Source organism: Pseudomonas cyclaminis (assembly GCF_015163715.1).
Classification (GTDB): Bacteria; Pseudomonadota; Gammaproteobacteria; order Pseudomonadales; family Pseudomonadaceae; genus Aquipseudomonas; species Aquipseudomonas cyclaminis.
Genome location: NZ_JADDUM010000007.1, coordinates 1 through 21,112 on the forward strand (window position 1 = coordinate 1; position 21,112 = coordinate 21,112).

Sequence of the window (21,112 nt, forward strand, 5' to 3'; positions counted from 1 at the left end):
AGTTCGATCCACTCGAAACCGGCGTCACGGGCACGGCGGGCAGCGTCGACGAAGTCCTGTTTGACGCGGGCGATGTCGTCCAGGGTCATGGCTCGCGGCACGTTGGGCAGGTTCTGACCGAAGGCGATGGCGGATGGCGCGATGGTTTCCCAGTGGCGGGCGTCGGAGGCTGGAATGTGGTCATCGCCTTCCCACGGACGGTTGGCGCTGGCTTTGCGGCCGGCGTGGGCAATCTGGATGCCAGGCACCGAGCCTGCGGCCTTGATGGCCTGGACCATCGGCACGAACGCCTGGGCGTGGGCATCGCTCCAGATACCGGCGCAGCCCGGTGTGATACGGCCTTCCGGCGCCACGGCAGTGGCCTCGACCACCAGCAAACCGGCGCCGCCACGGGCCATGCCGGCCAGATGCACGTGATGCCAATCGTTGACGATGCCGTCGTCGGCCATGTATTGGCACATCGGTGGAATGGCGATGCGATTACGCAGGGTCACGTCTTTGAGTTTGAACGGTTCGAACAGGGCGGACATGGAAAACTCCAGCAGCAAGTGAGTGATTCGATAGTTCGATGGTAATCGAACAATGGTATTCAGCGATACCCCCCTGTTATCATCCGCCCCATGCGAGCCTTCAAACACCCTACCCTTCAAGACCTGACCTTAGAGCGTCTGCTGTACGCCTTGAGTGATCCGGTGCGCCTGGACATCGTGCGCTGCCTGGCCGGCGTGCCAGAGGCAACCTGTGGCGAGTTGGACGGTGGGCGCCCCAAGTCGAGCATGTCCCACCACTTCCGGGTATTGCGCGATGCCGGCCTGGTGCACACCCGCAGCGTGGGCACGACCCATCTGAATTCGTTGCGCAGAGAAGAGCTGGACAGTCGGTTTCCGGGGTTGCTCGCCAGCGTTCTCAGCCAGCACTGAGGCTGATTGCCTCACCGTCCAGGTACACACGGTCTTTGCCGTTGTGCTTGGAGGCATACAGGTTGCGGTCGGCACATTTGAGCACCGCCGATAGATCGGCACCCGCCGAAAACCGCGCCATGCCCGCGCTGCAGGTGTAGTGGTGAGGCGGGGCCACACTGCAACGGATCGACTGCAACAGGCGTAGCGCGAAATCACTGGCGATTGAAGGGTCATCGCCCACCAACAGCACACCGAACTCCTCGCCGCCGATCCTGCCGAAGCTATAGCTGCCCGGCGTCGATTTGAGGCAACCGGCCATGGCGCAGAGGATCGTGTCGCCGACATCGTGGCCGAACTGGTCGTTCTTCAACTTGAAGCTATCGATGTCCAACATCATGAAATAGCCGCTCTCGCCTGCCGCAAGCAACGCGGCGAAGCTCTCCATAAAGGCGCGTCGATTCAGGATGGAGGTCAGGTAGTCTGTTTCAGCCAGTACCCGAAACTCACTCTCGACCAACAACACCGAGCGCAGGTTTTTCAGGTAGGACACATTAAGAACGCAGCCAATCGAAACGGACGCCGCGCAAAAGATGAACAAGTAGATGTCGACGCCTTGGTAAAGGCCTACCGGAATATGGGGCCAGGTCATTAACCACACCGCGATCGCGCACACCAGAAAGTCCTGGACCGCGATAAACAGAATTGCACTGCACGCCACCAAGGTCACTGCCAGCGGCAAGGCAAACACCTGCAACTGCGGGTCGGTGCGAACGACGTAGGTAAACCCGGCCGTCAACAGCGCCATGTAGACCACCCCCAGCGCCCGCCACAAATAATAGTGAGTGACGAGTCGGTGAAGCCGATACACAACGATCAGACAGAGGCTGACAATGACGGCCTGCACGCCCAGCAGCTTGGCGTGATCAGCCATCAGCACTCCAACCCACGCAATAATCCCGATAAGCTCGGCCTGTGCGATCGCAGGTGACAACAGCCTTTGCATCCGTGGCCTGAGTTTCAAAATAGCTGGCACCCCTTCACTCCTTGCGAATAAGTAGCCTACTGACTGTCGGCCTGACTCGCTTGCAGACTCAGCAAGCAAGTTGCAAACGAATACGCCATAAAGCGTCTTACCAGATAAATAAACGGCGGTAATACCTCAAGCATTGTCTTGGAATGAATTTTGAAATACCCCCGGGCGGCACCTTCTTGAACCAGTCGAATAACATGGGTTTTAGACACGGACAACTGCTCAGCGATTGAAAGATAAGACGACGACCTGAAACTTGCGCCCTGGTTATCCGGCGAACACGCGTCGTTATAAATCGCGAGCATCAACATATGTCCTGCATCGCGGTTTACCAGCCAATAACAGTCAGGCAGCAACAGATCAATCGTCAGATTATTGATGAGCAACGTCGAATAACCTTTGAAGTAACGCGCAAGATACGCACGGTCATCCAACTCATTCAAATGCCGAAAAACCACTTCATCGGCGCACATCAATTCCAGCGGCTCCACCACGGACGCCAGCATCAACCGGATTTCCCGACACGCCTGGGACGACGGGCTGAACACGCGCAAGCGGCTGTCGTCCGGATGCCCCGCCACCTTCATGAACCCCAATGCCCTGAACAGCAGGAATATGGATTCGAGGCTGTTTTTCGAACAAAACCTGCGCTCCACGCAAAATTCTTTCACTTGCGACAGTAACGGCATGGGTTTGGAGAAATAAGTGCTCAATAACGTGAAGGACACCATCAAACGGTTGAACTTAAGTGCCGTCTTGTAGAAAAACGCTCTTTTTGAATAGGGTTCCAGCAACATCTTGTAATGATTACGCACACACGCTTCAAATTCCACATGCCGCTCAAATGCCTGCGCCGCATGTTCCATCGCCAACTTCAACGAACTGCCACACATGAGAAAGAGCCCTGATCAAACAACTTGGATTCACTGATCTCAATGCAGTACCAATAATGGCGTTTTGCCTTGAGCGCAATCTATCGCGATTAAGCAAAAGGACATCGTCGCTACCAAAATTGTTCCAACATCCCGAAGTGGCTTAAGCGTTTCAGTTCCCCACCGAACCTTCCCCCCAACCCGGCGTCCGAGCTAGGGCAATGTTGCTTACCGCTCACCGCGAGGTTGTCGTTTGAAAGCCGCCATCATCAAAAAGTACCGCCTGATCATCAAGACCATGGGCTACGTAGGCTGGTCGCTGTTCTGGCTGCTGCTGTGGGATATCGCCGTCACGGTGGATTTCATGCTGTTTCTCAACGCCAAGATCAACCTGCCGCTGATGCCCCTCACCCTGCTGGGTTCGGCGCTGATTGTGCTGATCAGCTTTCGCAACAGCAGCGCCTACAACCGCTGGTGGGAGGCCCGCACGCTGTGGGGCGCGATGGTCAATAACTCGCGCAGCTTTGCGCGCCAGGTGCTGACCCTGCTGGACGACCCCGGCAGCGACGTCAACCCGGTCAAATCCACCCTGCTGCGCCGGCATGTGGCCTACGTCAACTGCCTGGCCGCGCACCTCAAGGGCGAGCCGTGCCCGGATGAAGTCCGTGCGTTCATCCCCACCGAGGAATTTGCCCGCAACGGCGCCACCAATAACTTTGCCAACGATATCCTCACCGGCTCGGCGGCAATCCTGGCCCGGGAATACAAGGCCGGGCACCTGGACAGCATTCGCCTGGCCCGGCTGGAGTCGACCCTGGTGGACCTGTCCAACGCCCAGGGCGGCATGGAGCGTATCGCCAACACGCCACTGCCCTACCCTTACGTGTATTTTCCACGGTTGTTTATCTCGTTGTTCTGCCTGATCGTACCGGTGGGCCTGGTTGAGTCCTTGGGCTGGTTCACCCCGCTGGCGTCCACGGTGGTGGGCTTTATGCTGCTGGCCATCGAACGCATCGGCACCGATTTGCAAAGCCCGTTCCGCTCCAGCGAACACCAGATCCAGATGGAAGCCATCTGCGAAACCATCGAAAAGAACCTGCAATCGATGCGACGCGACGCCCTGGCCGACGACCAAATCGGCTGATCACCACTGCGGCCCTAAAGTGCGTGACTTCGCGGTCGATAAACCGGAGGTACGCATGGGCCACACCCCCTCATAACAACACATGCGACGTTCAGCGCTACCTACTGCCTTGCCAAAACTATAAATACTCCGCAGGTGAAGTCATGAATATCAAGCAGAAGCTGACCTGGGCGTTCGCGGCTATCGCGTGCGTCCCCGTCATCCTGGTCGCCGTGTTGGTAGTGTTGAACCTGCGCGAGGGGGCCCAGGCCAATTTCCTCGACAGCAGCGGGCGCGAGATCCGCCAGATCGACAATGGCATGAAGCAGTTTTTCGACGGCATCAGCCAGAACGTCGACTTTGTGGCCAAGGACCCGCGTGTTATCGCGGCCAAGGACCTCAAGAGCTACGCCGGCGCCGACGCCGCGCAAATCCCCCTCACACCCACGAATAAAGCATTGCTGGATATCTTCGACCAGTTCGCCAAAAGCCATCCCAGCACCGCTTACCTGTCCCTGGGCCTGAGCGACGGCGGCTACGCCAGCTGGCCGGACGACACCAAACTGAACAACTACGACCCCCGCGTGCGCCCTTGGTACAAAGCGGCCATCGCCGCGCCTGGCGCTACCGTGCGCACCGGCGCCTACTACTGGGCACCGGATGATGTGGTACTGATCGGCACCGTGCACACCGTCGCTGACGCCACCGGCCATATCCTCGGTGTGGTCGGCCTGGACGTGTCGCTCAAGCAGCTCACCGAACTGGTGCGCAACATCAAGCTGGGCGACAGCGGCTACCTGATGCTGGTAGAAGCCAACGGCAACGTGCTGGTGGACCCCAGCGATGCCAAGCACAACTTCAAGCCCCTGGCGGACCTCGGCCCCAACTACGCCGAACTGGCCAAGCGCGGCGACGGCGTGACCCAGATCGACATCGACGGCGTGGCCTACATGGCCAACGTGGTCAGTTCCAAAGACCTGGGCTGGCGCTTTATCGGCTTGATCAAGCGCGACGAAGTGATGGCCGGCGCCACCAGCCTGACCTGGTTGATCGCCGCGATTGCCGCCGCACTGGCCGTCGTCTTCGCCATCGTCGGCGCCAGTTTCGCCAGCGTCATCGTGCGTCCGATCCGTGGCGTGGCCGACGGCCTGCAAGAAATCGCTGAGGGCGAAGGCGACCTCACGCGCCAACTCAAGGTGCAGGGCAAGGACGAAACCGCCAGCCTGGCGGGCTGGTTCAACCAGTTCCTGAGCATGATTGCGCAACTGGTGCAGCGCATCGGCAACGCGTCATCCGACTTGCAAACCGCCGCCGCCGACACCAGCGAAGTGGCCAACAACATGAACCAGGCCGCCGGTCGCCAGCGTGAAGCCGTGGAACTGGTGAGCACTGCGTTCAACGAAATGGTCGCCACCGCCAACGAAGTGGCACGCTCTTGCAGCGCCGCAGCCACCAGTGCCGACGAAGGCTACCGCGATGTACATGCCGGCCAGCAACACATCGGCGAAGCCACCGGCAGCGTGCTCAAGCTCAGCGAAGACCTGCAGAAGTCGACCCAGACCATGCAGTTGCTGGAGCAGGACAGCCAGAACATCAACACCATCCTCGACACCATCCGTTCGATTGCCGAGCAGACCAACCTGCTGGCACTCAACGCCGCGATTGAAGCGCGCGCGCTGGTGACCAGGGCCGAGGCTTCGCCGTGGTTGCCGACGAAGTCCGCGCCCTGCGCGTCGCACGGCGGATTCCACCGGCGAAATCGACAGCCTGCTGGGCAACCTCGCCCGCCGCACCCAGGAAGTCACGCAGCAGATGCAAGGCAGCCTGCTGGTGTCCCACACCAGCGTGGAACGCATCCAGCAAGCCCGCGACAGCTTCGACAAGATCCGTGGCTCGGTGGACTCGATCCGCGACCAGAACACCCAGATCGCCACGGCCGCCGAAGAACAGCACCAGGTGGCCGAAGAGATCAACCGGCACATCGCGCAGATCCATGCCGATGCGCAGTTGGTTGAAGGTTTCGCCCATTCGGCGCAGACCGGGTCAGGTCGTTTGACGGATATTTCCGGTCAGCTCAAGGGGTTGGTGGGCCGGTTCAAGTTCTGAATCCGCCCTGGGGCTCTCGACTTCACCGTCGAGGGCCTTGCGCATTTTCACCGTGTCCAGTGCCCCTACCCACTTGGCAATCGCCATAGTGCCCACGCCATTGCCGATGGTATTGGTGATCGCCCGCGCTTCGGACATAAAGCGGTCCACCCCCAACAACAGCACCATGCCGGCCACCGGTATGGTACCCAGGGACGACAACGTCGCCGCCAGGATAATAAAGCCAGACCCCGTCACCCCCGCCGAGCCCTTGGAGGTGAACATCAACACTGCCAGCACGATCAACTGGTCGGTCAGCGTCAACGGCGTGTTGGTGGCCTGGGCGATAAAGATCGCCGCGATGGTGTAGTAGATCGCCTGGCCGTCCGGGTTGAAGGTCAGGCCCGAGGGGATGATCATCCCCGCTACCGGTTTGGATACCCCCGCTTTTTCCATCTTGGCGATCATCTGCGGCAGCACCGACTCCGACGAACTGGTGCCGAGCACGGTGAACAACTCTTCCTTGATGAACTTCAGGAACTTCCACAGGCTGAAGCCGCTGTAACGGCAGATCGGCCCCAGCACAAACATCACGAAGACCGCGCAGGTCAGGTAGACGCAGGCCATCAGCTTGCCGAGGGAAAACAGCGAGCCGAAGCCGTATTTGCCGATGGTGAACGCAATCGCCCCGAACGCACCGATGGGTGCCAGGCGCATCACCATATTGACGATGCGAAACATGCCTTGCATCAGGCTGTCCAGCGTGTCGACAAAGGGCTTGCCACGCGGCCCCACCGCCGCCAGCGCGACGCCGAGCAGGATGGAGAACAGCAGGATCTGCAACACGTTGCCCTTGGCGAACGCATCCACCAGGGTGTCGGGAATGATGTTCATGATGAAGTCCATGAACGACGCGTGCTTGACCGCCGTGGTGTAGGTCGCAAGGCTTGAGGTGTCGAGGCTGGCCACGTCGATGTTCATGCCGGCACCGGGCTTGAACACATCCACCACCACCAGGCCGACCACCAGCGCCAGGGTGGACACCACTTCGAAGTAGATCAACGCGCGAAACCCCACGCGCCCCAACTCTTTCATGCTCTCCATCTTGGCGATGCCGGTCACCACCGTAAGGAAGATCACCGGAGCCAGGAGCATTTTGATCAGTTTGATAAACGCGTCACCCAAGGGCTTGAGCGCAGCACCGGTCTCGGGGACGCAGACCCCGACGATTGCGCCCAGGATGACCGCCAGCAGTACTTGTACGTAGAGTTTGCCAAAGATTCTTTTCATGACAGGGCCCTGATTTTTATTGTTGTCAGGAAATGCCAAGGGGTCGTACGCGCTGCCCCTTGGCGTTATGCCGCAGTACTTCTGTGACTCAGCGGTTGATCAGGTCGATGACCGCCTCGGTGATCTGGCGGGTGGTCGCCGCGCCACCCAGGTCCGGGGTGTGCAGGCCGCTTTCAGTGACGGCCTCGATGGCCGACATCAGTTGCCGGGCAGCGGCCGGTTCGCCCAGGTGTTCGAGCATCATGGCGGCGGTCCAGAAGGTCGCGATGGGGTTGGCCACGCCCTTGCCGGTGATGTCGAACGCCGAGCCATGGATAGGCTCGAACATCGACGGGAACTGGCGCGACGGGTTGAGGTTGGCCGTGGGCGCGATGCCCAGGCTGCCGGACAGCGCGGCAGCCAGGTCGGACAGAATGTCGGCGTGCAGGTTGGTGGCGACAATCACGTCCAGCGTCGCGGGCTTGAGCACCATGCGCGTGGTCACGGCGTCGACCAGCTCCTTGTCGACCTTTACATCGGGGAAGTCCCTGGCCACTTCATAGAAAATCTCGTCCCACAGCACCATCCCGTGACGCTGGGCGTTGGACTTGGTGACCAGGGTCAGGTGCTTGCGCGGCCGGCTGCGAGCCAGTTCGAACGCGTAGCGGTGAATGCGCTCCACACCGGCGCGGGTGAACACCGAGACTTCAGTGGCCACTTCTTCCGGCAGGCCGCGATGCACTCGCCCGCCGTTGCCGGAATACTCGCCCTCGGAGTTTTCGCGCACCACCACCCAGTCAATCTGGTCGCCGTTGTGCAGCGGGCTTTTCACCCCCGGCAACACCCGCGCCGGGCGCACATTGGCGTATTGGTCAAAGCCTTGGCAGATAGGCAGGCGCAGGCCCCACAGCGAAATGTGGTCCGGCACATTCAATGCACCCACGGCACCGAAGAAGATCGCGTCGAAGGTCTTCAACTCCGCGAGGCCGCCTTCGGGAATGTAATAGCCGTTTTTCAGGTAGTTGTCGGAGTTCCAGTCGAAATGCTTGAAGTGCAGGCTGAAGCCGGCTTTGCGGGCCAGGCTTTGCAGCACCTCGACGCCGGCGGCAATCACTTCCACGCCGATGCCATCACCTGGGATTGCTGCAATGTTGTATGCGTTCATTGTTCACTCCGGTTCGTCACGTTGTTGTTGTGTCCCGTCGGCACTGGGCTGTCCAAGCGGGGTGTGATCGGAGTATATGTAGCGTTCCAAGCCGCATGATCGACTCGAAATCACTACATAAATAACTTTGAGTTACGAATGAGCCAGACCCTGGATTTGTCGTTTTTCCACCTGCTCGCCCACAAAGGCAGCCTCGTCGCCACTGCCCGCGAACTGGGGATTACCCCGCCGGCGGTGAGCAAACGCCTCACCGCGCTGGAGGCACGCCTGGGTGTCCGGTTGGTCAATCGCACCACCCGCTCCATGAGCCTGACCTCTGAAGGCGAGCTGTATGTCAGTCACGCGGCGCGCATCCTCACCCAGATCGACGAGCTGGAGCAGGTGCTCAGCAGCAGTCGCGCCGCGCCCAGGGGACTGATCCGGGTGAATGCGTCGCTGGGCTTTGGCCGTCGGCATATCGGCCCGGCGCTTGCGGCGTTTTTCGCGCACTACCCGGAGGTGGAGATTCAGCTGGAAATCAGCGACCACCCACTGGACCTGGCCACCCACGGCTTCGACCTGGGCATCCGCTTTGGCAGCCTGCCGGACGCGGCATTCCATGCCCGCAAGATCGCCTCAAACCGCCGCCTGCTCTGTGCCTCACCGCTGTACCTGGAAAAATACGGCACCCCGCAGAAGCTCGCCGACCTGCACCGGCACAACTGCATTTTCATTCGCCAGAACGAGTCGCCGTATGGCGTGTGGTCGTTTACCCACGGCGGCCACACCGAGAACATCAAGGTCCAAGGCGCGCTGGGTTGCAACGACGGCGAAGTGGCCCTGAACTGGGCACTGGAGGGCTATGGGATTCTGCTGCGCGCCGAATGGGACATCGCCCGCTATGTGCGCAGCGGGCGCCTGCGCCTGGTGCTGGAAGACCAGACGCCCACCCGCGCCGACGTCTACGCGGTGTACCCGCAACAACTGCACCTGTCGGCACGGGTGCGCAGCCTGATCGACTTCCTGATCGAGCGTTTCAAGCACCTGGACAAGGTCGATGATGCGCTGATGCCGGACTGAAGTGCCTCACCTCGGGGCCGCATATTCGCTACTATGTGCGCCAGCCCCCAGACCGACCCGGAGCCTCAATGCCCACCCCCAAGGACACTGCCCCCGACAGCAGCCCCCCGATGATTCCCGAGCAGCGCCGCGAGCAAATCCTGCGGCAATTGCGCAAGCATCAGGTGATGAGCGTGCACCAGTTGATGGACATGTTCGACTGCTCGCACATGACCGTGCGCCGTGACATCGCACTGTTGGAGCAGGAAGGTCGGGCGTATTCCGTTACCGGCGGGGTCAGGATCGCCAGCCAGTTGCACAGCGAACCGAGCCATCAATCCAAAGCCGTGGTGGAGTTACCGCAAAAGCAGGCGATGGCAAGGTTGGCGGCGCGGTTGCTGCACGCGGACATGACCGTGTACCTGGACGCCGGCACCAGCACCCTGGAAATCGTGCCGTATATCAAGGCGCTGTCGGGCATGACGGTGGTCACCAACGACTTCGGGATCGTGCAGGCGCTGATGGATGCGACGCAGGTCACGGTGATCCACACCGGCGGCCAACTGGACCACGATAACCACTCTTCCGTCGGCGGGCTGGCCGTGGCGACGTTACGCCAGGTGGTGACGGATATCGCGTTTGTGTCCACCAGCTCTTGGGATTTGCACCGAGGCATCACCACCCCCTCGGCGCTGAAAGTCGAGGTCAAGCAAGTGGCGATGCAATCAGCGGCCCAGGTGGTGCTGGTGGCGAGCAGTTCCAAGTACGGCACGTTCAGCATGTACCGCATCGCCGGGCTGGAACCGTTCGACGTAATCATCAGCGACGACGACCTGGCCCCGGCGGCGGCAGACGGCATCCGCAAGCGTGGGATTGAACTGATGCTGCCGGGTGATCCGTTGCCGGCGTGATCTTCTGTCGCGGATATGGTGGCTGGCACACCGCTATCGGGGCATAGGTATCCACACAACTTCCAGTGAATGCGGAATCCATGTCAATCGCGCTGTTGTGGTGAGCGGCTTCTGTGGTGAGCGGGCTTGCCCCGCTCACCACAGAAGCCCGCTCACCACAGGGTTCTATGTCAACCGTTAAGAGTTGTGTAGATACCTATGGCTATCGGGGGCAAGCCCCCTCCCACATTTGAGTGCTGTTGGCAGTCAGAGAGGCTCGTCGACTACCGAGCCGCTTTCCAGTCCCGCAGCCATTGCAAGCCTGCCGAGGTGTCGCCCTTTGGCCGGTATTCGCAGCCGACCCAGCCGTCGTAGCCCAACTGGTCCATCAGGTCGAACAGGTACGGGTAGTTCAGTTCGCCCAGGTCCGGCTCGTGGCGGTCTGGTACGCCGGCAATCTGGATGTGGCCGATGCCCGCGAAGTCGCGGCGCAGTTTGGTGGCTATATCACCTTCGACGATCTGGCAGTGGTAGCAGTCGAACTGCACCTTGAGGTTGCTCGCACCGACTTCCCGGCAGATGGCGTGGGCCTGGTCCTGGCGGTTGAGGAAAAACCCCGGCATGTCGCGGGTGTTGATCGGCTCCAGCAATACCGTGACGCCAACCTCCGCCGCCGCGGCGCTGGCGTAGGCAAGGTTTTCCAGGTACACGGCGTGATGGCGCTGGCGCAGGTTTTCCGACGGCAGCAACCCGGCCATGACATGCACGCGGCTGTTACCGAGCACCGCGGCGTACGCCAGGGCGCGGTCGAAGCCGCTGCGAAACTCGGCCTCACGCCCCGGCAGGCTGGCGATGCCCCGCTCCCCTGCGGCCCAGTCGCCCGGCGGCGCGTTGAACAAGGCCTGTTCCAGTCCGTTATCACTGAGGCGCTGCCTGAGCACCTGCGCGTCGTAGTCGTAGGGGAACAGGTATTCCACCGCGTCAAACCCGTCGGCCTTGGCCGCGGCGAAGCGCTCAAGAAAGTCGTGTTGCGGATACAGCATGCTCAAGTTGGCAGCGAAACGAGGCATAAAAACTCCCAGGAGTCAGACAAAAGGCCAGATCAGCAGGGTAATCAGGAAACCCAAGGTGCCGAGCAACGTCGTGATCACCGTCCACGTACGCAACCCGTCGGCCACATTAAGCCCGGCCAGCTTGGTGAAGATCCAGTAGCCGGCATCGTTGATATGGGACATGGCCAGCCCGCCACCGCCCATCGCCAGGCACAGCAGCGCCAGGTGGTTGGGCGTGAGGTTGAGAGTGGCGATCAGCGGGCTGATGATACCGGCCGTGGTCACCAGGGCAACGGTGGTGGAACCTTGCACCGCCCGCAGCAGCATGGTCAGCAAAAAGCCCAGGGCCAGCACCGGCAGGCCGGTGGTGCGCAACATGTCGGAGACCACGGCGCCGATCCCGGTGTCCACCAGCACTTTGCCGAACACCCCGCCGGCACCGGCGATCAGGATCACCATGGCCACGCCCGGCAGCGCCGAGCCGATCACGTCCGAGACCTGGGTGCGGCTCCAGCCCCGACGTGAACCCAGCAGCCAGGCGCACAGCAAGGTATCAATCAACAGCGCCACCAACGGTGCGCCGAGCACGGTCATCACCCCACGCAGCACCGATTCAACCGGCAGCAGCGAGGTGGCCAGGGTGCCCAACAGGATCAGGACGATCGGCAGCAGAATCAGGCTCACGATCAGGCCGAAACCGGCGCCGGGGCCGGTGGCAACTTGGCGACGATAGCGCTGGTGGACTCTTCCAGGCCCATATGGGACTCGGCAACGCCAGCCTGCTGCACGGCTTTGTCGTTGCCGTGGGTCCAGGCCTTCAAATCGTCATTGGTGACGTGGGGGCCATAGACTTCGGCACGAATGTCGTCGGTCATCGGGTAAAAGCGCCGGGTCATGCGCCCCGCCACGCGATAGCCGACGTAGCAGAGCAATGCAGTGATCGGCAGGCCGAACATCAGCACCCGGCCCAAATCCGCCCCCAACTGGCTGGCAGCCGCCACGGCGCCTGGATGGGGCGGCAGGAATGCATGCACCGTCAGCAGCGCCGCACACATCGGCAAGGCGAACATCAGCAGCGGCTTGCGCGCCCGGCGCGCCACACCGTAGGCCAGCGGCATCAGGATAATCACCCCGACTTCAAAGAACACCGGCACGCCGATGATGAACCCGGCGATGGTCAGCGCCAATGGCGTGCGGCTGTTGCCGAATCGCTCGATCAGCGACTTGGCCAAAGCCTCGGCGCCACCGGAAAGCTCGATGATGCGCCCGATCATCGCCCCCAGGGCAATGATGATCGCGATATGGCCGAGGGTCTTGCCCATGCCGCCTTCAATGGTCGCCACCAGGTCGCCGGTTTCACCCCGGCCACCAGCGCCACCACGATACTCACCAGCATCAGCGCGACAAACGGCTGGAATTTGTACTTGAGGACCAGGAACAGCAGCAGCGCGATCCCCGCGCCGGCAGTCAACATCAAAATCAGTGGGCTCATTCGAAAATGTCCTGTTGTTATTGTTTTTTGGCGCAAGCCGGCCCCGTCGAAATCCGCAGGCGGGTTTCGCTGGAGGCTTGCAGTGTCGGTCTACGGGTTACCAGTGCGCGCCGAACGTCTCGCGCAGTTCATCCAATGCCGCCTGATCCATCGGCGCGGGCCGAGGGTTGCTCATCAACCAGAGCCTGGCGGTTTCTTCCAACTCTTCCAGGGCATAGCTGGCCCTCGCCACCGAGCTTTCCCAGACCACCGGCCCCAGGCGTTCAAGCATCACACCGCGCACGCTGTTGGCCAGTTGCGCCACTTGCTCGGCGACCTTGGGCGAGCCAGGGCGTTGATAGCCGATCAATGGAATGTGCCCGACCTTCATCACTTGATAGGGCGTGAGCGGCGGCAGGATATCGTCGTCGCGCCACACGCCGGCCAGGGTCAGCGCCACCAGATGGGTGGAATGGGTATGCACCACGCCGCCCACCGAAGGATTGCGGTCATACACCTGGCGATGCAGGGCCAGGGTCTTTGACGGTTTGTCACCGGATACCCACTCGCCTTGCAGGTTGACCTTGGCTATGTCCGCCGGCTCAAGACGCCCGAGGCAGACGTCGGTAGGGGTAATCAGCCAACCATCGTCGAGCCGCGCACTGATATTGCCGGCGCTGCCCACGGTGTAGCCGCGCTGATACAGGCTGCGGCCGACGTCGCAGATTTCTTCGCGCTGGGCCTGCTCGTCGATGCCGCTCATTGGGCATCTCCGGCCAGGTGCGCGAGGGCTTTGGCAAAGAAGTCGCGGCCACCGAAGTTGCCCGACTTCAGGGCCAGCGCCAGCGGTTCGGCGGAGCTGCTAAGCGTGGCCGGCACGCCGGGGTCGATCTGCGCACCGATCTGCAACAGGTTGACGCCAAGCGCCTTCGACCACGGCGCGAGGTCTCCCCGCCCGCCACCACGAAGCGCCGCACACCGTGCTCGCGCAGGCCGGCAGCAATCTCGCCCAACGCCTCCTCCACCAGCGCTCCGGCACGTTCGACGCCGAGTTGTTGCTGCACCGCCTTGACCTCGGCCGGGGTGCTGGTGGCGTAGATCAACACGGTTTGTGAGCTGTCACGGGCAAAGGCCAGCGCCTGTGCGACCACAGGCTCACCGGCGGCCAGGGCGATAGGGTCAATGCGCAATGCCGGGCGACCGGCCTCGCACCACGCGGCCACCTGGCCGAGGGTCGCTACCGACGCACTGCCTGCCAGTACCACTTCGCCGCCGCTGACCGTGGGCAATGCGGTGACATCGAAATCCCGCAGTTTACCGGCGCGTCGGAAATTGCCCGGCAGGCCCAACGCCAGGCCCGAGCCGCCCGTCAGCAACGGCAAGTCGGCGCAGGCACTGCCCAATGTGTAGAGGTCCTGGTCCGACAGCGCGTCAGCGATGGCGATGCCCACCCCTTGCTCGCGCAGTTCGGCGATTTTCTTGCGTGTGGCGTCAACACCCGCGGCGACCGCGTCGTAGCGCAGCAACCCCACCGGCAATTGCGTCTGCTGTTGCAGCACCCGCACCAGGTTCGCGTCGCCCATGGGCGTCAGCGGGTGGTGCTGCATGCCCGATTCACTGAGCAACTGGTCCTGCACGAACAAGTGACCCCGGAAAATCGTCCGGCCGTTTTCCGGGAATGCCGGGCAGGCCAGGGTGAAGTCACTGCCCAGCGCCTTGAGCAACGCCTCGCTGACCTGGCCGATATTGCCGGCGGCGGTGGAATCAAAGGTGGAGCAGTACTTGAAGAAAATCTGCTCACAGCCCTGGCCGCGCAGCCATTGCAGCGCGGCCAGCGATTCTTCGACGGCCTCGACAGCGGGCGTAGTGCGCGACTTGAGCGCGATGACGATGGCATCGGCATCCAGCCCATCGGCGACTTCACGGCTGGGAATGCCAATGCTCTGCACCGTACGCATACCGCCGCGCACCAGCATGTTGGCAAGGTCGGTGGCGCCGGTGAAGTCGTCGGCGATGCAGCCCAGCAACGGGCGTGCGGTGGGGTTAGTCATGGAGCGGTCCTCAAACAGATTCGGGCTTGGCGGTCGGCAGATCGATGCCAGGGAAAATCTTGATCACCGCCGAATCGTCCTCGCGGCCAAAACCGGCGCTGGAGGCCTGCATGAACATCTGGTGCGCCGTGGCCGACAGCGGCAATGGAAACTTGCTCGCACGGGCGGTATCCAGCACCAGGCCGAGGTCCTTGACGAAAATATCCACGGCCGACAGCGGCGTGTAGTCGGCCTTGAGAATGTGCGGCACGCGGTTCTCGAACATCCACGAATTGCCGGCGCTGTGGGTGATCACCTCATACAAGGCATCGGCGTCGACCCCTTCGCGCAGGCCCAGGGCCATGGCTTCGGCGGATGCGGCGATGTGCACCCCGGCGAGCAATTGGTTGATGATCTTGACCTTGGAGCCCAGCCCGTGGACATCGCCCAGGCGATAGACCTTGCCGGCCATGCCCGCGAGTACCGCTTCGGCCTTGGCATAGGCGGCCTGCGGGCCGGACGTCATCATGGTCATTTCACCGGCGGCGGCTTTGGCCGCACCGCCGGAAATCGGCGCATCCAGGTACAGCAGGCCGTGTTCGCCCAGGCGCTGGCCCAGTTCTACGGCGTAGGTCGGCGCCACGGTGGCACAGCCGATCAACAGGCTGTCTGGCCGCAGCGCCGCCACGGCACCGCCTTCACCAAACAACACGGTCTCGGTCTGTTCGGCGTTGACCACCACCGTGATGATCACATCGCACGTGTCCGCCATGTGTGCGGGCGATGTACACGCCACCCCGCCTTCGCCGGCGAACTGCTGGGTGACTGCCTCACGCACATCACAGGCATGCACATTGAACCCGGCGCGCAGCAGCGAGCGGGCAATGCCCAGCCCCATCGCGCCCAAACCGATCACACCGACATTCTTATTATTCATGGGTACTCCAGGGGAAAACGGCGGCTGACACCACACCGGCGAGCCGCGTTGGAATTGAGATCGATCATCTACCAATGAACGGATTATGTGAAGTATTTTTTCTATCTAACATTTTTTAACATCGACTCGATTAAATCTCACACCCGCCCTTTATCGACTCACCTCCCCCAAACTCATTTCCGCCACTTGTGCTTTGCGTATTATGGTATACCATCATACGAAATCCTCACCCACACCTGATGGAGCCGCTCATGAGTTTCGAAATCCGCAAGATCGTCAGCTATGTAGAAGAGACCTTTATCGAAGGCGGCAAAGCCTCCGACACTCCGGTAAAAATGGTCGGCCTGGCCGTCGTACTGAAAAACCCCTGGCTCGGTCGCGGTTTTGTTGAAGACCTCAAACCTGAGATCCGCGCCAATTGCTCCGACCTCGGGGCCCAGATGGTCGAGCGCCTGGTGAGCATCATCGGCGGCGCTGAAAAGATCGAAGCCTATGGCAAGGCCGCCGTGGTCGGTGCCGACGGCGAGATCGAACACGCCAGCGCGATCATCCACACCCTGCGCTTTGGCAACCACTACCGTGAAGCGGTCAAGGCCAAGAGCTACCTGAGTTTCACCAACAAGCGCGGCGGCCCGGGCACCTCGATCCAGGTGCCGATGATGCACAAGGACGACGAAGGCCTGCGTTCGCACTACATCACCCTGGAAATGCAGATCGAAGACTCGCCGCGTGCCGACGAAATCGTCGTGGTCCTCGGTTGCGCCGACGGCGGCCGCCTGCACCCGCGCATTGGCAATCGCTACATCGACCTGGAAGAACTGGCGGCGGAAAAAGCCCAGTAAGCACGGCCGGCCACCACAACAAAAAAGCATGCAGGAGCGCTCATGATTCGGCTCACCGCTGAACACACACCGGCTGGCACCAGTTACCTGGCGACCGGCCAAGGCCAGCCTGTGGTTTTGATCCACGGCGTGGGCCTGAATAAAGAAATGTGGGGCGGCCAGGTGGTTGGCCTGGCCACGAATTACCGCGTGATCAGCTACGACATGCTCGGCCACGGCGCCAGCCCGCGCCCGGCCGCCGGCACGCCGCTGCTCGGTTACGCCGACCAGTTACTGGAACTGCTCGACCACCTGCAACTGCCCAAGGCCACGGTGATCGGTTTTTCCATGGGCGGCCTGGTAGCGCGTGCCTTTGCACTGCATTACCCGCAACGCCTGCAGAGCCTGGTGGTGCTCAACAGTGTGTTCAACCGCAGCCCCGAACAGCGCGAAGGCGTGATCGCCCGTACCGCCCAGGCCGCCGAACATGGCCCGGATGCGAATGCCGAAGCGGCGTTGTCGCGCTGGTTCAGCCGCGAATACCAGGCGGCCAACCCGGCACAGATCGCTGCGCTGCGCGAGACCCTGGCGGGCAACGATCCCCAGGGCTACCTCACCACCTATGAACTGTTTGCGACCCAGGACATGTACCGCGCCGACGACCTGGGCAGCATCCAGGCGCCGACCCTGGTCGCCACGGGTGAACTCGACCCCGGCTCCACGCCCCAGATGGCCCGGCAACTGGCCGAGCGCATTCCCGGTGCGACCGTTGCGGTACTGCCCGAGCAACGGCATATGATGCCGGTAGAATCGCCGCGCCTGGTCAACCAGCTGCTGCTGGGTTTTCTTGAAACGGCACACTCCCAACAACACCCGATAAAGGGGATCGTGGCATGACGCTTGAACGCTTCCAGATGTGCATCGGCGGTGAATGGGTCGATGCCCTGTCCGGCAAGACCTTTGACAGCCTCAACCCGGCGCTGGCCGAGCCTTGGGCGCAACTGCCCGACGCCGATGAAGCGGATGTGGAGCGCGCCGTACAGGCCGCCCAAACCGCTTTCGACAGCCCGGCGTGGCGCGGCCTCACCGCCACCGCGCGGGGCAAATTGCTGCGTCGCCTCGGTGACCTGATCGCCGAAAACAAAGAGCGACTGGCCCAGCTCGAAAGCCGCGACAACGGCAAGCTGATCCGCGAAACCCGTGGCCAGGTCAGCTACCTGCCGGAGTTTTTCCACTACACCGCAGGCCTGGCCGACAAGCTTGAAGGCGGCACCCTGCCGCTGGATAAACCCGACCTGTTCGCCTACACCGTGCACGAGGCCATGGGCGTGGTTGCCGCGATCATTCCGTGGAACAGCCCGCTGTACCTCACCGCGATCAAGCTCGCGCCAGCCCTCGCGGCGGGCAATACCATTGTGATCAAACCGTCGGAACACGCCTCGGCGACCATTCTCGAACTGGCACGCCTGGCCCTGGAAGCCGGGATCCCGCCGGGTGTGGTCAACGTGGTCACCGGTTACGGCCCAAGCACCGGCGCCGCCCTCACCCGCCACCCGCTGGTGCGCAAGATCGCCTTTACCGGCGGCGCGGCCACGGCCCGGCATGTGGTGCGCAGCAGCGCCGAGAACTTCGCCAAGCTGTCCCTGGAATTGGGCGGCAAGTCGCCGAACATCATCTTTGCCGATGCTGATCTGGACAGTGCCATCAACGGCGCGATTGCCGGCATCTACGCGGCGTCCGGGCAAAGCTGCGTGTCCGGCTCGCGCCTGCTGGTGCAGGCTGAAATCTACGACGAATTCGTCGACCGCCTGGTGGAACGCGCCCAGCGCATCCGCATCGGCAACCCCCAGGACGACGCCAGCGAAATGGGCCCCATGGCCACCGCGCAGCAACTGGCCGTGGTCGAAGGCCTCGTCGCCGACGCCATCGCCGAAGGCGCGCGCCTGCGTACCGGCGGCAAGCGCCCACAGAACCTCGGCGAGGGTTGGTTCTACGAGCCGACGCTGTTCGAGTGCGACCGCAATTCGATGAAAATCATGCAGGAAGAAGTGTTCGGCCCAGTGGCCTCGGTGATCCGATTCAAGGATGAAGCCGAAGCCCTGGCCATCGCCAACGACTCGCAGTTCGGCCTCGCCGCCGGCATCTGGACCCGCGACCTGGGCCGCGCCCACCGCCTGGCGCGGGACGTGCGTTCGGGGATCATCTGGGTCAACACCTACCGTGCGGTGTCGGCCATGGCGCCCATCGGCGGTTTCAAGAACAGCGGCTACGGGCGCGAAAGCGGCATTGATTCGGTACTGGCCTACACCGAGCTGAAGACGGTGTGGATCAACCTCTCCCAGGCGCCCATGCCTGATCCTTTTGTGATGCGTTAAGAGTCCACGACCATGATCGAACCCGGCATTTATAAAGACGTCATGAGCTCCTTCCCCTCCGGCGTCACGGTGGTCACCACCCTCGACCCGGACGGCGGTATCGTCGGCATTACCGCCAGCGCGTTCAGCGCGCTGTCGATTGACCCGGCGCTGGTGCTGTTCTGCCCCAACTATGCGTCGGACACCTACCCGATCCTGCGCGACAGCAAGCGGTTTGCGATCCACCTTTTGTCTGCCGACCAGACCGCCGAAGCCTACGCCTTCGCCAGCAAGGGCAAGGAAAAAGCCAAGGGCATCGAGTGGCACCTGAGCGAACTGGGCAACCCGCTGCTGGCCAAGGCCACGGCGATCATCGAGTGCGAGTTGTGGCGCGAATACGATGGCGGTGACCACGCGATCATCGTCGGCGCGGTGAAGAACCTGATCCTGCCCGCCGAACCGGTCACGCCGATGATCTACCACAAGGGCAAGCTGGGCCCATTGCCGACGCTGGCGTGAGGCGCCCAGGGGGCCGTGAGGGTTTGTCGCTTAAAGAACGCAGCATGATAAACTTGGGCACGATTTTCGGCCCTCAATCGGCCCCCCGGCCGGCCGAGGCCTCCAGTTAACCGCCACATTCAGAGCTAACCCCATGAAACGCGCGCCCCTCGACGACAGCTTCAAGGTCAATCACAACCCGGTCACCCTGCGCGAAATCGTGTTGGAAAAACTGCGCAGCGCCATCATGAACTTCCAACTGCTGCCCGGTGACCGCCTGGTGGAGCGCGACCTGTGCGACCGCCTCGGCGTCAGCCGCACCTCGGTACGCGAAGCCTTGCGTCACCTGGAGTCCGAAGGCCTGGTGGAGTTCGCCGATGCCAAGGGCCCGCAAGTGGCAATCATCACCCTGGCCGACGCCGTCGACATCTATGAACTGCGCTGCGTGCTCGAAGGCTTGATCGTGCAGCTGTTCACCCTGCGCGCCAAGGCCAAGGACATCAAGGCCCTGGAAAAAGCCCTGGAAGAAAACCGCAAGGCCCTCAAGGACGGCGAGTTGCAACAGGTCATCGACTCCGTCCAGGGCTTCTACGACGTGCTGCTCGAAGGCTCCGGCAACCATGTGGCCGCCACCCAACTGCGCCAGTTGCAGGCCCGTATCAGCTACCTGCGCGCCACCTCCGTGTCCCAGGAAAACCGTCGCGGCACCAGCAACCAGGAAATGGAACGCATGGTCCAGGCGATCAAGAGCGGCGACCCGCTCGCGGCGCATCAGGCCTGTGTCGATCACGTGCGCGCCGCCGCCGCCGTGGCCCTGGATTACCTCAAGCGCAAACAGGAAGAAACCGGCAAGACGCCGGAAATCACCCTGCCCATCGCGCTCAAAGAACCGCGCATAGGCCGCTGACCGTGCCCAGCCCGCGCTTTTGCCCGACCTGCGGCGGCAGTGACCTCGGTCACCAGCTGCCACCGGGTGATACCCATGAGCGCCTGATGTGCCGGGGCTGCGGCTATATCCATTACATCAACCCCAAGATCATCGCCGGCTGCATCATCGAGCAGGACGGCAAGTACCTGCTGTGCCAACGGGCGATCCCCCCGCGCCCCGGCACCTGGACCTTGCCCGCAGGCTTCATGGAAGGTGGTGAGACCACCGAACAGGCGGCGTTGCGCGAAGTCTGGGAAGAGAGCGGAGTACGCGCCGAGATCGTGTCGCCCTACTCCATCTTCAGCGTGCCGAAGATCAGCGAGGTGTACATCATCTTCCGCGCCATTGCGCTGGAGATCACCGGCCAGTTCGGGCCCGAGACCCTCGACTACAAGTTCTTCGCGCCCGAGGACATTCCCTGGGACAGCATCTACTACCCGGCAATCCGGCAGATCCTCGAGCGGTATATCGAGGAACGCCAGGCTGGGGTGTATGGGATCTATATCGGTAATGACGACAGCGGGAAAATTCATTTCATACGCTGACCTCAAGGCCAAACACGAATCAAAATGTGGGAGGGGGCTTGCCCCCGATGGCGGTGGTTCAGTCACCTCATACATTGACTGACACACTGCTATCGGGGGGCA

The 21,112-nt window shown here is 62.1% G+C and carries 19 protein-coding genes and 4 pseudogenes; 13 read left to right on the forward strand and 10 right to left on the reverse strand.

The window, feature by feature from the left end; all coding sequences use genetic code 11:
• Positions 1-530: oxidoreductase (locus IQK56_RS00635; protein ID WP_482827512.1), on the reverse strand; the 530-nt coding region annotated here is incomplete at its 3' end.
• A 90-nt stretch (positions 531-620) separates the two neighbouring features.
• On the opposite strand from IQK56_RS00635, the gene IQK56_RS00640 reads away from it, so the two are divergent.
• Complete coding sequence (locus tag IQK56_RS00640) at positions 621-920, forward strand: ArsR/SmtB family transcription factor (RefSeq protein ID WP_122308002.1); 300 nt, start codon at positions 621-623, stop codon at positions 918-920.
• Here IQK56_RS00640 and IQK56_RS00645 read toward each other — a convergent pair.
• Positions 907-1,935 carry a diguanylate cyclase domain-containing protein gene (locus tag IQK56_RS00645; RefSeq protein WP_193864247.1) on the reverse strand — a complete coding sequence of 343 codons (1,029 nt, stop codon included), beginning with the start codon at positions 1,933-1,935 and terminating at the stop codon, positions 907-909. The genes IQK56_RS00640 and IQK56_RS00645 overlap by 14 nt on opposite strands.
• Positions 1,936-1,961: 26 nt before the next feature.
• On the reverse strand, positions 1,962-2,798 hold the full coding sequence (locus IQK56_RS00650) for a hypothetical protein (protein ID WP_193864246.1): 837 nt from the start codon (positions 2,796-2,798) through the stop codon (positions 1,962-1,964).
• Positions 2,799-3,057: 259 nt separating this feature from the next.
• Between IQK56_RS00650 and IQK56_RS00655 the strand changes: the two genes are divergently transcribed.
• From IQK56_RS00655 to IQK56_RS31605, 4 genes and pseudogenes are all read left to right on the forward strand, one after another.
• Positions 3,058-3,948 carry a bestrophin family protein gene (locus IQK56_RS00655; RefSeq protein WP_122308005.1) on the forward strand — a complete coding sequence of 297 codons (891 nt, stop codon included), beginning with the start codon at positions 3,058-3,060 and terminating at the stop codon, positions 3,946-3,948.
• A gap of 299 nt (positions 3,949-4,247) precedes the next feature.
• Positions 4,248-5,123: pseudogene (locus tag IQK56_RS31595) on the forward strand (cache domain-containing protein); the annotation flags it as partial.
• 396 nt (positions 5,124-5,519) lie between these two features.
• Positions 5,520-5,689, forward strand: a pseudogene (locus IQK56_RS31600) (methyl-accepting chemotaxis protein); the annotation flags it as partial.
• A gap of 8 nt (positions 5,690-5,697) precedes the next feature.
• Positions 5,698-6,033, forward strand: coding sequence for a methyl-accepting chemotaxis protein (locus IQK56_RS31605; protein ID WP_425274639.1), 336 nt, complete (start codon positions 5,698-5,700; stop codon positions 6,031-6,033).
• On the opposite strand, the gene IQK56_RS00665 is transcribed toward IQK56_RS31605, so the two are convergent.
• Together IQK56_RS00665 and IQK56_RS00670 are read right to left on the reverse strand one after the other, a co-directional pair.
• On the reverse strand, positions 5,971-7,302 hold the full coding sequence (locus IQK56_RS00665) for a dicarboxylate/amino acid:cation symporter (protein WP_193864244.1): 1,332 nt from the start codon (positions 7,300-7,302) through the stop codon (positions 5,971-5,973). The two genes, IQK56_RS31605 and IQK56_RS00665, sit on opposite strands and share 63 nt — an antisense overlap.
• Before the next feature lie 88 nt (positions 7,303-7,390).
• On the reverse strand, positions 7,391-8,446 hold the full coding sequence (locus IQK56_RS00670; protein ID WP_150761206.1) for a tartrate dehydrogenase: 1,056 nt from the start codon (positions 8,444-8,446) through the stop codon (positions 7,391-7,393).
• 138 nt (positions 8,447-8,584) lie between these two features.
• Here IQK56_RS00670 and IQK56_RS00675 point away from each other — a divergent pair, with 138 nt between their 5' ends.
• Positions 8,585-9,505 (forward strand): LysR family transcriptional regulator, encoded by a 921-nt coding sequence (locus IQK56_RS00675; RefSeq protein ID WP_150676869.1) that lies wholly within the window; start codon positions 8,585-8,587, stop codon positions 9,503-9,505.
• Between the two features lie 68 nt (positions 9,506-9,573).
• Positions 9,574-10,395 (forward strand): DeoR/GlpR family DNA-binding transcription regulator, encoded by an 822-nt coding sequence (locus tag IQK56_RS00680; protein WP_150676870.1) that lies wholly within the window; start codon positions 9,574-9,576, stop codon positions 10,393-10,395.
• A 263-nt stretch (positions 10,396-10,658) separates the two neighbouring features.
• On the opposite strand, the gene otnI is transcribed toward IQK56_RS00680, so the two are convergent.
• From otnI to ltnD, 5 genes and pseudogenes are all read right to left on the reverse strand, one after another.
• Complete coding sequence (gene otnI, locus IQK56_RS00685) at positions 10,659-11,444, reverse strand: 2-oxo-tetronate isomerase (protein ID WP_122308008.1); 786 nt, start codon at positions 11,442-11,444, stop codon at positions 10,659-10,661.
• 15 nt (positions 11,445-11,459) lie between these two features.
• Positions 11,460-12,918 (reverse strand): annotated as a pseudogene (locus IQK56_RS00690) (GntT/GntP/DsdX family permease).
• A 97-nt stretch (positions 12,919-13,015) separates the two neighbouring features.
• Complete coding sequence (gene otnC, locus IQK56_RS00695) at positions 13,016-13,660, reverse strand: 3-oxo-tetronate 4-phosphate decarboxylase (protein ID WP_150761209.1); 645 nt, start codon at positions 13,658-13,660, stop codon at positions 13,016-13,018.
• Positions 13,657-14,948: pseudogene (otnK, locus tag IQK56_RS00700) on the reverse strand (3-oxo-tetronate kinase). Before otnK ends, otnC begins: the two are co-directional and overlap by 4 nt.
• A gap of 10 nt (positions 14,949-14,958) precedes the next feature.
• Positions 14,959-15,969: an L-threonate dehydrogenase gene (gene ltnD / locus IQK56_RS00705; protein WP_112194744.1), complete on the reverse strand. Its 1,011-nt coding sequence runs from the start codon at positions 15,967-15,969 to the stop codon at positions 14,959-14,961.
• Positions 15,970-16,115: 146 nt separating this feature from the next.
• Between ltnD and IQK56_RS00710 the strand changes: the two genes are divergently transcribed.
• The 6 genes from IQK56_RS00710 to IQK56_RS00735 all read left to right on the forward strand — a co-directional run bounded on the left by IQK56_RS00710 (position 16,116) and on the right by IQK56_RS00735 (position 21,010).
• Positions 16,116-16,706: an amino acid synthesis family protein gene (locus IQK56_RS00710; protein ID WP_122308012.1), complete on the forward strand. Its 591-nt coding sequence runs from the start codon at positions 16,116-16,118 to the stop codon at positions 16,704-16,706.
• Positions 16,707-16,748: 42 nt separating this feature from the next.
• The gene (locus IQK56_RS00715) at positions 16,749-17,582 is read left to right on the forward strand and encodes an alpha/beta fold hydrolase (protein ID WP_122308013.1); all 834 of its coding nucleotides are present in this window, start codon (positions 16,749-16,751) and stop codon (positions 17,580-17,582) included.
• On the forward strand, positions 17,579-19,060 hold the full coding sequence (locus IQK56_RS00720; protein ID WP_150761211.1) for an aldehyde dehydrogenase: 1,482 nt from the start codon (positions 17,579-17,581) through the stop codon (positions 19,058-19,060). Before IQK56_RS00715 ends, IQK56_RS00720 begins: the two co-directional genes overlap by 4 nt.
• Before the next feature lie 12 nt (positions 19,061-19,072).
• The gene (locus tag IQK56_RS00725; protein WP_099584572.1) at positions 19,073-19,558 is read left to right on the forward strand and encodes a flavin reductase family protein; all 486 of its coding nucleotides are present in this window, start codon (positions 19,073-19,075) and stop codon (positions 19,556-19,558) included.
• 133 nt (positions 19,559-19,691) lie between these two features.
• Positions 19,692-20,444: a GntR family transcriptional regulator gene (locus IQK56_RS00730; protein ID WP_099584571.1), complete on the forward strand. Its 753-nt coding sequence runs from the start codon at positions 19,692-19,694 to the stop codon at positions 20,442-20,444.
• 2 nt (positions 20,445-20,446) lie between these two features.
• A complete protein-coding gene (locus IQK56_RS00735) occupies positions 20,447-21,010 on the forward strand; it encodes an NUDIX hydrolase (protein WP_099584570.1) in 564 nt (187 codons plus the stop codon).
• The last annotated feature ends 102 nt before the right edge of the window (positions 21,011-21,112 follow it).